The sequence below is a fragment of the Streptomyces sp. NPDC039465 genome, from assembly GCF_055639315.1.
Map to the genome: position 1 here is coordinate 73181 of NZ_JBVKAP010000012.1, position 14261 is coordinate 87441.

Below are 14261 nucleotides of genomic sequence, written 5' to 3' on the forward strand. Positions count from 1 at the left end.
GCTCGGCAGCCTCCTCGCGGTCGCCGCGGGGGTGGTCCTCGCCCGCGCGCAGTACGCCCGTACCGTCCGGCCCTATCTGGGCTGGCGGGGCGCCTGGACGACCGGCGCGATCGCCGGCACCGCCGCCGGCTGGCGGGTCGGCCTCCTCAACGGCGGCCAGTACACCGCGGTGGTCGACGGCTACGACGTCCGTGTCGTGCTGAAGGGGGAGCCCGACCCGGCGGCCACGCCGTGGACGGACACGGCGGGCGCCACGGCCACCCTGGAGGCGGCGGGTCTCGCCGTCGGACAGGACTACGTCCTGGTCCATTTCGGCCGCGGCTTTCCGCTGGTGAGCACCGGCGCCTACGAGACCGTGCTGGTCGGGTCGTTCTCGCAGCGGTGCGTCGAGACCGTCGAGGCCGTCTACGTACGGGTACGGGTGGTGGACACCGTGGGCGACACCCATGAGCGCATCCTGGACTGCCTCAAGGGGTCACGGACGCCCGGCAACGCCCCCGCCTGACGTACGCTCCCCGCCGAGCAGCCAGTCCAACACCTGGGGGAGCGCGTACTGGGCCGCGAAGTGCCCCGCGTCCGGCTCCAGGACGAGCTCGGCGCCCTCGATCCGGTCGGCCAGCCAGCGGGTGTGGCCGACCGGCGAGAATCCGTCGTCCTGGCCGTGCCAGAGCATCACCGGACCGCCGATCGCCGAGAGGTCGAAGCCCCAGGGGTGGGCGAGCGCCACACTGTCGTCGAACCATCCGTGGTGCGAGGTGCGCAGCGCCTCCCGGTAGTTGTCCAGCAGCGAGGCGCGCACTCGCGGGTCCGACACGATCGGCACGTCATGGTCGGAGAGTTCGGCGCGCATCTCCTCGATGAGCCGGACCGGATCGCGCCGGATCGCCTCCGCCCTCGGGGCGAGCTCGCCGGCGAGGAGCTCGGGTGCGTCCGACGCCATCGTGTACTCGCGGACGTTGGACGAGGTCATGCCGTCGAACCAGTCGAGGCCCGTGGCGTTACGGGGCGCGAGGCTGACCAGGGCCGCAGTCCCCAGGACCCGGCTCGGCAGCAGCGCCGCGCAGGCGAGCGCGTGCGGGGCGCCGCCGGAGCGGCCGACCACGGCGAACCGCTCCACACCCAGCGCGTCCGCCACCGCCACGGCGTCACGCGCCGCGTCCGCGACCCGGCGGCCGGGCAGCCGGTCCGAATCCCCGTACCCGGGGCGGTCGTAGGCGATGAATCGAACATGGGGGTACCGGAGGGTGACGTCGGGCAGCGCGGTGCCGAGCCTGCTGCCGGGCGTGCCGTGCAGCAGCAGCACCGGTGTCCCCGAGGGGTTGCCCCACTCCTCGGCGACCAGTCTGCGGCCGTCGCCGGTACGAACATGCGTGAACACAGGTGTCCTCCAGGGGTCCGGCCGGCCAAGGGACTTGTACATCTCCGTGGACACTGCCATGTCACCCGTCCATCGGAACACCCCGCCCCGCCCCCGCGCAGGGCCCGGACGGTGTCCGAACGCCGTCCCGCGCCCTCAACGCCCCGTCCTACACTGGGGAGATGACTGGACCCCGCGGTCCCGGCACCCTCGCGCGGGACCTCGAAGAGATCGGCGTACGGGACGGGGCGACGCTGCTCGTCCATGCCGGGCTCCATGGCACCGGCCTCGCGGCGGTGCCGCTGCGCGAGGCGCTGCGGGCGGCGCTCGGGCCGGACGGCACGCTGGTGGTGCCGGCCTTCACCGCGGAGAACTCCGACACCTCACCCGTGTACCGGGCCCGGGTCGCCGGGCTCAACCCGGCGCAGGTGGCGGCCGTCCGGGCGGCCATGCCCGCCTTCGACCCGCGCACCACCCCCTGCCCGCGCATGGGGCGGCTCGCCGAGTCGGTCCGTACCGCCGAGGGCGCCGTACGCAGCGCCCATCCGCAGACCTCGTTCGCGGCGGTCGGTCGGCGGGCCCGGGAACTGCTCGCCAGACACCCGCTGGAGAGCCATCTGGGGGAGGACTCGCCGCTCGGCGCGCTCTACCGGGCCGACGCGCAGGTGCTGATGATCAATGTGGGGTTCGGGGTGTGCACCGCCTTCCACCTCGCCGAGTACCGCACGGGCACGCCACGGCGTCGCTACCGCTGTGTGGTGCCGGGGGCGGACGGGCGGCCGCGGTGGATCGCCTTCCAGGGCGTCAACGTCGACGACAGCGACTTCGAGGCCATCGGCTCCGCGTTCCCCTTCGACGCCGTACGTGAGGGGTGGCTCGGCGGGGCGCACGCCCGGCTCTTCTCGCTGAGGGCGGCGGTCGACCACGCGGTCGAGTGGATGACCGAGAAGCGCGTCGTCTGCGAACTAGGCATCAGAACAAGACAGGACTAGTCCTCACCGCCGCCTCCCAGCCGGTCACCTCACGTGTTCGCAATCGGAATCGACCCGTGGTGACCGGGGGTGGCGAACCGGTAGGGGGCGCATGGATGTTGACGCGTGCGCGTCCTGAACTCGACCTTGTGTGCTACCCGTCGGGCTCGGAATAGTGGACCGTCCATCCTCCGCGTCAGGGCACCCCACATGCCCGGATGCGGCCCCCCACAGGAGGTCCTGCGTGAAGCACCGACGCATACCCAAACGGCATGCGACCGTGGCCGGAGCAGCCGTAGTGGCTCTGGTGGCCGCGGGGGTCACCTTCCAGACTGCGAACGCCAGTGAGGAACCAGCCGCGTTCGCCGTGAAGAAGCTGTCGGCGACGGCGGCCGGAAATCTCGCCTCGACGCTCGGCGACGATCTGGGCGGCCGGTCCGCCGGCGCCTACTACGACGTGAAGTCCCAGGCACTGGTCGTCAACGTGGTCGACGAGGCCGCGGCCGACTCGGTCCGCAAGGCGGGCGGTCAGGCCAGAATCGTCGAGAACACCACGGCCGAACTGGCCGGCGCCCGGCAGACGCTGAAGAGCCGGGCGACGCTCCCCGGCACGTCCTGGGCGGTCGACCCGGTGACCAACAAGGTCGTCGTGACGGCCGACCGTACGGTCAAGGGCAAGGCCTGGTCCACGCTCACCAAGGTGGTCGAGGGGCTCGGCTCCAAGGCCGTGCTGAAGAAGTCGGCCGGCGAGTTCAAGCCGTTCATCGCGGGCGGCGAGGCCATCCACTCCGGCAGCGGGCGCTGTTCGCTCGGCTTCAACGTCGTCAAGGACGGCCAGCCGCACTTCATCACCGCGGGGCACTGCGGTGAGTCGGGCAGCAAGTGGGCGGAGTCCCAAGGCGGCCCGGAGATCGGCACGATGGTCGACTCGCAGTTCCCCGGCAACGACTTCGCGCTGGTCAAGTACGACGGCGACACCGAGCACCCGAGCGCCGTCGACCTCTACAACGGCTCGACCCAGCAGATCACCAAGGCCGGGGAGCCGACCGTCGGGATGAAGGTCACCCGCTCCGGCTCCACGACCCAGGTCCACGACGGCCAGGTGACCGGCCTCGACGCCACGGTGAACTACGGCAACGGCCAGATCGTCGAGGGCCTCGTCCAGACCGACGTCTGTGCCGAGCCGGGCGACAGCGGCGGCTCTCTCTTCGCCGGTGACACCGCGATCGGTCTCACCTCCGGCGGCAGCGGCGACTGCACCTCAGGTGGTACGACCTTCTTCCAGCCGGTGCCGGAGGCGCTGGCGGCCTTCGGGGCGGAGATCGGCTGACCGTCCTCGCACAGCGAGCGGGCCGTCCGGCAGTCCCCGGGCGGCCCGTTGTCGTACCCGTACGGCATGATCGACGGATGGACTTCGCACGGTGGGGGCGGATCGGGGCGCATCTGGCCCTGGTCTGGGCAGTCGGGTACGTCACGTCGATGTCCGGCATCTTCCTGATGCCGGGCGGGCTGTCCGGCGTGGCCATGTCGGCGGTGGTGGCGGTCCCGCTGCTCGCCGCCGCCGCGCTGCCCGTGCGCACGGTCGTGCCCTGGTGCCGTTCCCCGCGCGGGCTGTTCGGCTGGGCGGCGCTGGTCTACGGCGCGGGTGCGGCGCTGCTCCTGGTGGGCGCGGGCTGGGCCGAGTCCGTGCGGCTCCACGCGGGCGTGGAGAGCGAGTTCCTCGGTGAGCTGGTGGTGGTCTCCGGCCTGCCCTTCGTCCTGGCGGCCGCGGCGCTGATACCCGGCTGGGCGCTACGGGCCTTCACGGCCGTGCTGGTGGCGGCGGGCGTGTGGTGGGCCGTCGACATCAGCGGCCAGGCGGTGGTGAACAAGGCGGCGTACGAGGCGAAGCTGACCGAGCGTTACGGCCCCCCGGACGTCCGCGCCGTCCTGCCGCCGGGGGTCGAACGGTCCGAGCTGCTGATACCGCCCACGCCCCCCGGCTTCCGCATCGCCGACGGCGCCACCTTCGAAGGCCGGCACATCGTGCTCCACTTCGAGAAGCGGGATCCCGCCGGCGGGTGGACCAGCGGGCTGCGCTATGTGAGCGGCGGGCGGACGGTCGGCCCCTGCGCCGATCCGCCGCCGGCGAGCTGCACCGACGAGGGCGACGGCTTCACCCGGGTGGTGCGCCGCCAGGACGACGGCACGGCCGCCACGACGCTGTTCCTGCGCCGCGGCGAGATCTACCACGAGCTCGGCGGACCGCTGCCCGCCGCCGAGCTGCGTCGGCTGCTCCTGGCGATACGTCCGGCCACCGACGCGGAGGTCCTGGCCGCGCTGAAGGAGCCCGGGGCTTAGGGGGCTACCGGGCCCTGGCCGAACACGAGAAGCGAGCCGCGTACCCCGAAGCCGTGACCGCGGCACACATCGACTTCGCCGCCCTCCAAGCCGCCGGGGGCCTACCGGGACAGGGAAGCACGAAGGAGTCGGCCAGCCTATCCGGGCCAGCTCGGAGACCATGATCAATCTCACTGATACTGGCTGTTCCGTTGGCCCCGAGGCCGGACATCTGGGCCTGCCACCGCCTGTCTGAGCCCGGTCGGGTACCGGCTGCTCCGGGCAAGCGGCCGAAGGCGGAGAACGCGGCGGCTCTCTCACCTGGCTGACATCGAGGTCGCACGCTGCTCCAGCAGGGCCTCCCGGGCAACACGCAGTGCCCGCCCGCAGACCGGAGCAGTGACGCCGGGGGTGGAGTGTCAGCTGGGCTCTGGCCTGTTCTGCTGGCGAGAGGGGGCTTCGCCTGTGGGCCGCTGTCACGGTGGTGGGGTGTGAAGCGGGGTTCTGTTCGCTGTCGCGAGCGGGGGATGTGCGGTTACGTGTGGATGTGAAGGCGAGACTACAGATGCGGGGTTGGAAAAGGGTGGTGGTCCGGGGCGGGCTGGCTGATGATCTTCGGCTATGGATATGACTTGGGCACGTGTGCGTGTGGTGGTTCCCGTCGCTCTGGTGGCGGGGGCTGTTCTGGGGGCTTTGGGCCCGGTGTTGACGCGGCAGAGGTCGGATGGCGGGAGGGAGGCTGTCGGCGGAGCGGCGGGGCATGTTGTGCACTTGGTGGCGAGCGCGGGGTGGTCCTGGGCGGCTTTCGCGTTCGCGATCGGGTTGGTGTGCCGGTCATGGAAGCGGGCGGTGTGGTTGGCACCGGCCTCGCTGGTGGTGGCGGTGGCTGCGTACTACCTGGTGAAGATGGGGCAGGGAGAGTTCCGGGTCTTCGACATGGCGGCAGGGAGCCAGCAGATGGAGTCGTTGCCCATCGACTGGGCCGGCTTCATCGGGAACGCGATGGCGTGGTGGGTGGCGGCCTGCATCTTCGGCCCGCTGCTGGGGTGGGCCGGAACCCTGGCGCGCCAGCCGCATCTGCGCGGACTCGCTTTCCGTCTGATGGTTCCGTTGATCGCGATCGTCGACATGAACCTGCGCCTGCCCGGGAACCCCGAACTCGACGGAGCCGTCGCCACCGGCACCTGGACCGCCGTACGGATCGCGGCCGTCGTCGCCTGTGTACTCCTGACGGCCTGGGCTCTCCACACCAGCATCCGCGCACGCCGGATCATCCGCCCCTGAACTGTCCCGGGCCAACACCCGCCTCGTCGACCACCACATGCGCCTTCCGCTGGTGCAGTCCTGGGGCGGCGGGGAACTGGCCTCCGCCGACGGCCTGCGCTTCGTCACCCCGATCCGCATGCTGAACTCCGGGCCGAATCCGAAATACTTCGGCACCCGCAGGCGCGGAGTGACGTTCTACACGGCCGCTACAGCTTCGCCCTGCCCGCCGAAGTCCTGGGCTACCAGCTCCGCTCCACCCGCAAGCCGGAGTCGGCCAGCACCACGATCTAGGACGGCCACCCGGCTCGTCCGACACCCGGGCGAGCCGGTAACGGACCTTCTCGTGCGACAAACCCGCCTGAGCGCCGATCTGCCGGAGCCCCCAGCCCTCCGCCTTCGCCGCGGCCATCCCACCGTCCAAGGCCGCGTCCGTCACCTCGTCCAGCACCTCCCGCAGCTGGACGACCAGCCGCAGCCGGATCGCGGGAGCCAGATCATCCAGACCCGCGCAGAACCGCGCCACGTCCGCCTTCAGGAAACCGATCGTCGGGTCATCGCTCACCCGCACCCCCTGACGGCCCGGATCACGGTGACAGCAACACCGGTTTCCTGGGCCGTTCCTACTCGGACCCCGGGGTGACCGGCCCGGCGCCTACCGCGCCGCCGGGCCGGGCCGGGCCCGCGAGCTCGTTGTCGTCCGTTGTGCGCCGCATTCCCGCCCTGACCAGGGTGATCGCGCTGCCCACCACCGCCCAGGCGGCGAGCACCAGCATCGGACCAGTCATCGCGTTGCCCTTGAAGTAGGCGATCGAGCGCGCCGACCAGGTGCCCGCCCCCGGCGGCAGGGCCGGGCCGATCGCCCGCCAGAAGTCCGGGAGCATCGGGGCCGGGAAGGCGCCGCCCGCGCTCGGATTGCCCGCGATCACGATCAGCAGGACGGCCAGGCCGATGCCCACGATGCCGGTGAGCGCCTGCAGGGCCAGCGTGGCCGCGCCGACGGCGAAGACGACCAGTGCGCCCAGCCCCCACAGCGCCACCACACTGCCCGGCAGCGCGTCCAGGATCGGGCCGACGATGAGCGCGCCGCCGAGCCCGCCGATGATCGCGGACAGTGCGACGACCCCGAGCCGGATGACGGCCCGCTGGGCGTTGGCGGGGCGGGAGCCGGCGCTGATCGCCAGGATCGAGGCGCACAGATAGCCGCCCACGCACCACCCCACGACCAGGTAGAAGGCGGAGAGTCCGTCGAAGTCCTGTGGTGAGGCGGGCGCCACGTCCACCGTCCGTACCGTCCGCCCCTGCGGTTTCTCGACGGCGACGGCGATCCGCTCCAGGGCGTGGGCGAGGACCGTCCCGCCGCCGGAGCCGACGAGCAGGGTGTCCGTGGTGCCCCGCGGGTCGATCACCAGCGCGCCGTCGATCTTCCGCTCCATGATCTGCGCGCGGGCCTCGGCGGCGTCGGCGACCACCCGTGGGTCGAGCGGCTCGCCGGGGAGCTTCGCCAGCCGGTCGGTGGCCTGCTGAGCCGCGGGCCCCGGGGCGACCACCCCGAAAGGGACCTCCTTGGGCTTCGGGTTGTGCAGGGCGCCGACGTAGGAGGTGATGAACAGCAGCTGGAGGGCGAGCACCCCGACGACGAGCAGGGCCGCTCGGGGGGTGACGGCGCTCTTGACTTCCTCGGCGAAGCTCATGCCCCCACGCTCCGGCCGGGCCCGTATCCCCGCAGGTGGGACGGGTCCGAATGGCTGACACCCCCGACACACTCCCATTCGAACAACCGTGTCGTACGCACGTTCGAAATTGGTCTATGGTGGAGAAGGGAGAGGTGAGACCGAAGCGATCCAGGAGGTGCGGATGACCGGGTTCACGCATCTGCACACCGCGTCGGGCTTCTCCCTGCGCTACGGGGCCTCGCATCCGGCACGGCTGGCCGAGTGCGCCGCCGAGCGCGGCATGGACGCGCTCGCCCTGACCGACCGCGACACCCTCGCGGGCACGGTCCGGTTCGCCAAGGCCTGCGCGAAGGCGGGGGTGCGCCCCCTGTTCGGGGTGGATCTCGCGGTCGCGGAGCCGGTCACCGGCCCCGAAGGGGCCTCCGGGCGGCGCCGCAGTCCCGTACGCGGCGGCGCCTTCGTCGACGAGTCCGCACCCCGCGCCGTCTTCCTCGCCCGCTCCCGCCGGGGCTGGGCCGAGCTGTGCCGGCTGGTCACCGCCGCCCACGCGGCCGGCGCCGCCACCCCGCTGCTGCCCTGGCCCGACCAGTACGGCGAGGACCTGACCGTGCTGCTCGGCCCCGACTCCACGGTCGGCCGCGCCCTGGCCGCCGGCCGCCCCGACCGGGCCGCCCGGCTGCTCGCCCCCTGGCGGGAGATCCACGGCGACGCGCTGCGCCTGGAGGTCGTGCACCACGGCCGCACCGGTACCGGACCCGGCTCCCTGCGGCAGGCCGCCCGTACCCTCGGCTTCGCCGCCGACCAGGGCGTACGGGCCGTGCTGAGCAACGCCGTCCGGTACGCCGACCCCGGCCAGGGCCCGGTCGCCGACGTCCTCGACGCGGCCCGCCGGCTCGTCCCGATCGACCCTCGCAAAGGCCTCGACAGCGGCGAGCGCTGGCTCAAGGACCCGGCGGCGATGGCCCAGGCCGCCGAGCGGGTCGCCGAGGCGGCCGGGCTGCGGCGCGACGCCGCCCACCGGCTGCTCACCTGGACCGAGGAGACCGCGGCCGGCTGTGTCGTCGACCCCGAGGACGACCTCGGCATCGGTGCCGCCCACTTCCCCGAGGCCTATCTCGTCGGCGCCGAGCATCGCACCGCCCAGCGCGTCCTCGCCTCCCGGGCCGCCGCCGGCATGGTCCTGCGCGGCTACGAGAACCGCCGGGAGTACTGGAACCGGATGCGCCGCGAGCTGGACATCATCGCCCACCACGGCTTCGCCACCTACTTCCTGACGGTCGCTCAGGTCGTCGACGACGTACGGGCCATGGGCATCCGGGTCGCCGCGCGCGGCTCCGGCGCGGGCTCGCTCGTCAACCACCTCCTCGGCATCGCGCACGCCGACCCGGTCGCGCACGGCCTGCTCATGGAACGCTTCCTGTCCAAACGGCGCACCGCCCTGCCCGACATCGACATCGACGTCGAGTCCGCCCGCCGGCTGGAGGTCTACCGCGCGATCATCGGCCGCTTCGGCACCGAACGGGTCGCCACCGTCGCCATGCCCGAGACCTACCGGGTCCGCCATGCCGTACGGGACGTGGGCGCCGCCCTCTCCATGGACCCCGCCGAGATCGACAGGATCGCCAAGGCCTTCCCGCACATCCGTGCCCGCGACGCCCGCGCCGCCCTGGACGAACTGCCCGAGCTGCGCGAACTGGCCGGGGAGCGGGAGCGGTACGGCAGGCTGTGGGAGCTGGTCGAGGGGCTGGACGCACTGCCCCGGGGGATCGCCATGCATCCGTGCGGGGTGCTGCTCTCGGACGCCTCGCTGCTCACCCGTACGCCCGTGATCCCCACCAGCGGCGAGGGGTTCCCCATGTCCCCCTTCGACAAGGACGACGTGGAGGACCTCGGGCTGCTCAAGCTCGACGTGCTCGGTGTGCGGATGCAGTCCGCGATGGCCCACGCGGTCGCCGAGATCGAGCGGGCCACCGGCAGCCGCATCGACATCGACGCGGTCCCCGAGGGCGACCCGCGGACCTACGCCCTCATTCGCTCCACCGAGACCCTGGGCTGCTTCCAGATCGAGTCGCCGGGCCAGCGCGACCTGGTCGGCCGGCTCCAGCCCGCCACCTTCCACGACCTCGTGGTCGACATCTCGCTCTTCCGCCCCGGCCCGGTCGCCGCCGACATGGTGCGGCCCTTCATCGAGGCCCGGCACGGCCGCGCACCGGTCCGCTACCCGCACCCCGACCTGGAGGAGGCGCTGAAGGAGACCTACGGCGTGGTGGTCTTCCACGAGCAGATCATCCGGATCGTGAGCGTGATGACAGGCTGCGCCGCGGACGAGGCCGACCAGATCCGGCGCGGGCTCTCCGACCCCGAGGAACAGGGAAAGATCAAGGTGTGGTTCGCCCAGCGGGCCGCGCGGCAGGGGTACGACGCCGAAGTGACCGCCCGCACCTGGGAGATCGTCGAGGCGTTCGGTTCGTACGGCTTCTGCAAGGCGCACGCCGTCGCCTTCGCCGTCCCCACCTACCAGTCGGCCTGGCTCAAGGCCCACCACCCGGCCGCCTTCTACGCCGGGCTGCTCACCCACGACCCGGGGATGTACCCCAAGCGGCTGCTGCTCGCGGACGCGCGGCGGCGCGGTGTGCCCGTGCTGCCGCTGGATGTGAACCGGTCCGCCGCCACCCACCGCATCGAACTGGTGTCCGAGAAGCCGGAGGTGTGGGGCCTGCGGCTCGCCCTCGCCGACGTCCACGGCATCAGCGAGGCTGAGAGCGCCCGGATCGAGGCCGGGCAGCCCTACGCCTCCCTCCTCGACTTCTGGGAGCGCGCCCGGCCGCGCAAGCCGGTGGCCGAACGCCTCGCCCAGGTCGGCGCGCTGGACGCGTTCGGCGCCAACCGCCGCGATCTGCTGCTCCACCTCACCGAACTCCACCGCGTCCAGCGGGGCGCGGCCTCCTACGGCGGGCAGCTCCCGCTCGCCCAGGGCCGCAAGACCGCGCCCGTCGGCCTGCCCGACCTCGACGAGTCCGAACGGCTCAGCGCCGAGCTCGGCGTCCTCGGCATGGACGCCTCCCGCCATCTCATGGCCGACCACCACGCCTTCCTCCAGGAGCTCGGCGTGGTCTCCGCCCGCCGGCTGCGCGAGGCCCCGCACGGCCGGACCGTGCTGGTCGCGGGCGCCAAGGCGGCCACCCAGACCCCGCCGGTCCGCTCCGGCAAACGCGTCATCTTCACCACCCTCGACGACGGCACCGGCCTGGTCGACCTCGCCTTCTTCGACGACAGCCACGAGGCCTGCGCCCACACCGTCTTCCACTCCTGGCTGCTGCTCGTGCGCGGCGTGGTCCAGCGCCGCGGACCGCGCAGCCTCAGCGTGGTCGGCGCCGCCGCCTGGAACCTCGCCGAACTGGCCGAACTGCGCGCCACCGGCGGCCTGGAGGCGGTGGCCGCCCGCCTCGCCGAACCGCTCGCACCCGCCGGAGCCCCCGCGAGCGACCCGGGACGCCGGATCCGGATGTCCACCGGCTACGAGCTGAACCCCTGGGCGGACCTGCGCCCGGCGGGCGAACAGACGGCGAAACCGCCGCGGAAGCTGTGGCACCAGAGTCAGGGGAGCGCGGGATGATTCTCTGCGTACGGTTCAGGATCGGTCCCATGGGTGAGGCGGACGAGTCGGTACTGCCCCGACTGGTCGCCCTGCTGGGCGAGTTCACCCCGGTCGTGGAGGCCGCCCCGCCCGACACCGTGCTCGCCGACCTCAGCGGCGCCCTGCGCTACTTCGGCCGCGGGGCCGCCGAACTGGCCGCGGTGATCCGGGTCAGGGCACTCGCCCTCTACGGGGTCGACTGCGTCATCGGCGCCGGACCCAACCCGATGCTGGCCAGGATGGCGGCCCGAGAGGCCCGCCCCGGCGCCACCCTCGTCGTCGACGACCCGGCGGCCTTGCTGCGCGAACGCCCGGTCGCCGCGCTCGACGGCGTCGGCCGCACCACCGCCCGTACCCTCTGCGGATACGGACTCGACTCCGTCGGCCGCGTCGCCGCGGCCCCGCTCGCCGTCCTCCAGCGGCTCGTCGGCGCCCGCACCGGCCGCGACCTGTGGGAAAGGGCCCAGGGCATCGACCGTACGCCGGTCGTCCCGAACGCCGTCTCCCGCTCGGTCGCGGCCGAACGGGCCTTCCCCCGCGACGAGCTGGACGCCGTACGCCACCGCCGCGCACTGCTCTCGCTCGCCGCGGAACTGGGCGCGCGGATGCGGGCCGAGGAGCAGGTGTGCCGGGCGCTGACCCTCACCGTGCGCTACGCCGACCGCTCCACCACCACCCGTACCCGCACCCTGCCCGAGCCGACCGCCCACTCCGCGGCGCTCACCGCCACCGCGTACGCCGCCCTCGACGCGCTCGGGCTCCAGCGGGCCCGGGTGCGGGGGATCGCCCTGCGCGCCGAAGGGCTGACCCCCGCCGAGCGGGCCGCGCACCAGCTCTCCTTCGACCCGGCGGACGAGAAGGCCCGGCGGATCGAGGAGGTGGCGGACCGGGCGCGGGCGAAGTTCGGGCCGCGGGCCGTCATCCCGGGGTCGCTGGCCGCCTGAACCGTCCGCCGAGTCCCCTATCCCACCCCGGACTTGCCGACACAGCACTTTTTACCGACACGTAACTTCCCCCTTCAGGCTACTCGTGCGTAATTTGGCCGAAGTACAGCATCCCCACTTGTGGTCCGGACCGCAGGGCGTACCGCCATCGTCATGTCCCTTGAGCCGCAAGGAGATCACCCGATGCTGCCCTGGAAACACCTGTGCAGAGCACTGTCCGTGCTCCTGCTGGCCGCCGCGGCCACCCTCACCCCCACCGCCTCCGCCCAGGCCACCGAAGCCGCGCCCAGCAGGGGCTGGAACAACTGGTCCTGCAAACCGTCCGCCGCGCATCCCCGCCCCGTCGTGCTGGTCCACGGCACGCTCGGGAACTCGGTCGACAACTGGCTGGCTCTCGCCCCCTATCTCGTCAACCGCGGATACTGCGTCTTCTCCCTCGACTACGGCCAGCTGCCCGGAGTGCCCTTCTTCCACGGCCTCGGCCCCATCGACAAATCGGCCGAACAGCTCGACGTCTTCGTAGACAAAGTGCTCGCCGCGACCGGCGCCGCCGAGACCGACCTCGTCGGCCACTCGCAGGGCGGCATGATGCCCCGTTACTACCTCAAGTTCCTCGGCGGGGCCGAGAAGGTGAACGCCCTGGTCGGCCTCGGGCCCGACAACCACGGCACCACCCTCTCGGGCCTCACCTCCCTGCTGGAGCACTTCCCCGGCGCGGCCGACCTGATCAGCGAGAAGACCCCGGGGCTCGCCGACCAGATCGCCGGCTCGGCGTTCCTCACCAAGCTCAACGCGGGCGGCGACACCGTCCCCGGGGTCACGTACACCGTCATCACCACCAAGTACGACCAGGTCGTCACGCCGTACCGGAGCGGCTTCCTCACCGGCGACAACGTCACCAACGTCGTCATCCAGGACAAGTGCGCGCTCGACCTGTCCGAGCACGTGGCCATCGGCACGCTGGACCGGATCGCGTACCACGAGGTGGCCAACGCGCTCGACCCGGCGCACGCGACCGAGACCACCTGCCTGTCGGTCATCGGCTGACCGCTGACCCGGGGCCGGTCGGCCGGCCGGTGTCAGCTGGAGCGGCGCCGGCGGGCCGTGCCGAACAGCACCGCGGAGCCGAGCGCGAGCACCGCCGCGCCGCCGACCGCGAGGTACGGCGTCGAGTCGCCGGCGCCGGTCTCGGCGAGGTCCTGGCCGGCGCCGGCCGCCTCCGGGGCGTTCGCCTCAGGAGCCTTCAGGGTGGCCGGCCCGGTGGCCGGGGGCGTGGACGCGGGCGCCGCCGCGGTCTCCTTCGCCCCCGTCTCGGCCTTGTCGTCACCATGGCCGTGGTGCTCGACCGACGACTTGTCCGCGCCGTCCTCGATCTCCTTCTCGGTCGGCGCGGACGCGGTCGGAGCGGGGCCGCCCGAGCCGCCGCTGTCCTTGCCGAAGACGACGTCGGAGCAGGTGTAGAAGGCCTCGGGGGAGTCGGAGCGCTGCCAGATCGAGTAGATCAGGTGCCGCCCGGACTTCTTCGGCACCGTGCCCTGGAAGACGTAGTCGCCGTTCTCCATCCGCGGGTCGGTGACCTTCACGAACGGCTTCCGCTCCAGGTCGGACCAGCGCAGCGGCTTCGACGGGTCGTAGCCGTCCTTCGTCACGTACAGCTCGAAGGAACCCCGGTGCGGGGCGGTGCCCTTGTAGCGGAAGGTGTGCTTCCCGGAGCTGAGCTTCGACGACGGCCAGTCGCCGCGCGCCAGGTCGAGGCCGCGGTACTTGTCGTTGCCGGCGCTGCACAGCTTGCCGTCCGCGATGAGCTGACGGTGCTTGCCCGCGGCGTTGGCGATGTTCACCGCGTTCCAGTCGTAGAACGCCTGCGCGCCACTGGCCGCGACGGCCGCCTTGCACGCCGCCGACTTCGGGCTCTCCGGCCCCTCCGCGTAACACGCCGAGACCCGGCTGACGGGGTCCGTCATCGACCCGTGTGCGGCCGCCTGCCCGGTCAGCGCGAGCGACGCCACCGAGGCGGCGGTGACGGCGGTGACGACAGAGGCTGCCCTGCGGCGAGAGGTCATGGTGACGATCTCCTTCAACGGCGGAAGAGGG

11 protein-coding genes and 1 pseudogene are annotated in these 14261 nt (G+C 72.5%); 9 read left to right on the forward strand and 3 right to left on the reverse strand.

Features of this window, described 5'->3' with window-relative positions:
• Positions 1-31: 31 nt before the first annotated feature.
• Positions 32-505: a hypothetical protein gene (locus tag ACZ7LT_RS30405; RefSeq protein WP_471239326.1), complete on the forward strand. Its 474-nt coding sequence runs from the start codon at positions 32-34 to the stop codon at positions 503-505.
• Here ACZ7LT_RS30405 and ACZ7LT_RS30410 read toward each other — a convergent pair.
• Positions 476-1420, reverse strand: coding sequence for an alpha/beta fold hydrolase (locus ACZ7LT_RS30410; protein WP_471239440.1), 945 nt, complete (start codon positions 1418-1420; stop codon positions 476-478). The genes ACZ7LT_RS30405 and ACZ7LT_RS30410 overlap by 30 nt on opposite strands.
• Before the next feature lie 119 nt (positions 1421-1539).
• On the opposite strand from ACZ7LT_RS30410, the gene ACZ7LT_RS30415 reads away from it, so the two are divergent.
• From ACZ7LT_RS30415 to ACZ7LT_RS30435, 5 genes and pseudogenes are all read left to right on the forward strand, one after another.
• Positions 1540-2349, forward strand: a complete 810-nt coding sequence (locus ACZ7LT_RS30415) for an AAC(3) family N-acetyltransferase (protein ID WP_471239327.1) — start codon at positions 1540-1542, stop codon at positions 2347-2349.
• 223 nt (positions 2350-2572) lie between these two features.
• Complete coding sequence (locus ACZ7LT_RS30420; protein ID WP_471239328.1) at positions 2573-3658, forward strand: S1 family peptidase; 1086 nt, start codon at positions 2573-2575, stop codon at positions 3656-3658.
• A 77-nt stretch (positions 3659-3735) separates the two neighbouring features.
• On the forward strand, positions 3736-4668 hold the full coding sequence (locus ACZ7LT_RS30425) for a hypothetical protein (protein ID WP_471239329.1): 933 nt from the start codon (positions 3736-3738) through the stop codon (positions 4666-4668).
• Between the two features lie 828 nt (positions 4669-5496).
• Entirely contained in the window at positions 5497-5931 is a 435-nt protein-coding gene (locus ACZ7LT_RS30430; RefSeq protein ID WP_471239330.1) for a hypothetical protein, read from the forward strand.
• A gap of 10 nt (positions 5932-5941) precedes the next feature.
• Positions 5942-6112 (forward strand): annotated as a pseudogene (locus ACZ7LT_RS30435) (Tn3 family transposase); the annotation flags it as partial.
• Positions 6113-6533: 421 nt separating this feature from the next.
• Here ACZ7LT_RS30435 and ACZ7LT_RS30440 read toward each other — a convergent pair.
• On the reverse strand, positions 6534-7604 hold the full coding sequence (locus ACZ7LT_RS30440) for an ABC transporter permease (RefSeq protein ID WP_471239331.1): 1071 nt from the start codon (positions 7602-7604) through the stop codon (positions 6534-6536).
• A gap of 163 nt (positions 7605-7767) precedes the next feature.
• Here ACZ7LT_RS30440 and ACZ7LT_RS30445 point away from each other — a divergent pair, with 163 nt between their 5' ends.
• The 3 genes from ACZ7LT_RS30445 to ACZ7LT_RS30455 all read left to right on the forward strand — a co-directional run bounded on the left by ACZ7LT_RS30445 (position 7768) and on the right by ACZ7LT_RS30455 (position 13214).
• Positions 7768-11202 carry a DNA polymerase III subunit alpha gene (locus tag ACZ7LT_RS30445; protein ID WP_471239332.1) on the forward strand — a complete coding sequence of 1145 codons (3435 nt, stop codon included), beginning with the start codon at positions 7768-7770 and terminating at the stop codon, positions 11200-11202.
• Positions 11199-12167 (forward strand): DNA polymerase Y family protein, encoded by a 969-nt coding sequence (locus ACZ7LT_RS30450; RefSeq protein WP_471239333.1) that lies wholly within the window; start codon positions 11199-11201, stop codon positions 12165-12167. Before ACZ7LT_RS30445 ends, ACZ7LT_RS30450 begins: the two co-directional genes overlap by 4 nt.
• Positions 12168-12350: 183 nt before the next feature.
• The gene (locus tag ACZ7LT_RS30455) at positions 12351-13214 is read left to right on the forward strand and encodes an esterase/lipase family protein (RefSeq protein ID WP_471239334.1); all 864 of its coding nucleotides are present in this window, start codon (positions 12351-12353) and stop codon (positions 13212-13214) included.
• Between the two features lie 32 nt (positions 13215-13246).
• Here ACZ7LT_RS30455 and ACZ7LT_RS30460 read toward each other — a convergent pair whose 3' ends face one another.
• Positions 13247-14230 (reverse strand): lytic polysaccharide monooxygenase, encoded by a 984-nt coding sequence (locus ACZ7LT_RS30460; protein ID WP_471239335.1) that lies wholly within the window; start codon positions 14228-14230, stop codon positions 13247-13249.
• Positions 14231-14261: the final 31 nt, after the last annotated feature.

Coding starts and splice junctions, on each gene's coding strand:
- ACZ7LT_RS30410 (WP_471239440.1), bottom strand. CDS start 1,420: ATGTACAAGTCCCTTGGCCGGCCGGACCCCTGGAGGACACCTGTGTTC.
- ACZ7LT_RS30415 (WP_471239327.1), top strand. CDS start 1,540: ATGACTGGACCCCGCGGTCCCGGCACCCTCGCGCGGGACCTCGAAGAG.
- ACZ7LT_RS30425 (WP_471239329.1), top strand. CDS start 3,736: ATGGACTTCGCACGGTGGGGGCGGATCGGGGCGCATCTGGCCCTGGTC.
- ACZ7LT_RS30440 (WP_471239331.1), bottom strand. CDS start 7,604: ATGAGCTTCGCCGAGGAAGTCAAGAGCGCCGTCACCCCCCGAGCGGCC.
- ACZ7LT_RS30445 (WP_471239332.1), top strand. CDS start 7,768: ATGACCGGGTTCACGCATCTGCACACCGCGTCGGGCTTCTCCCTGCGC.
- ACZ7LT_RS30450 (WP_471239333.1), top strand. CDS start 11,199: ATGATTCTCTGCGTACGGTTCAGGATCGGTCCCATGGGTGAGGCGGAC.
- ACZ7LT_RS30455 (WP_471239334.1), top strand. CDS start 12,351: ATGCTGCCCTGGAAACACCTGTGCAGAGCACTGTCCGTGCTCCTGCTG.
- ACZ7LT_RS30460 (WP_471239335.1), bottom strand. CDS start 14,230: ATGACCTCTCGCCGCAGGGCAGCCTCTGTCGTCACCGCCGTCACCGCC.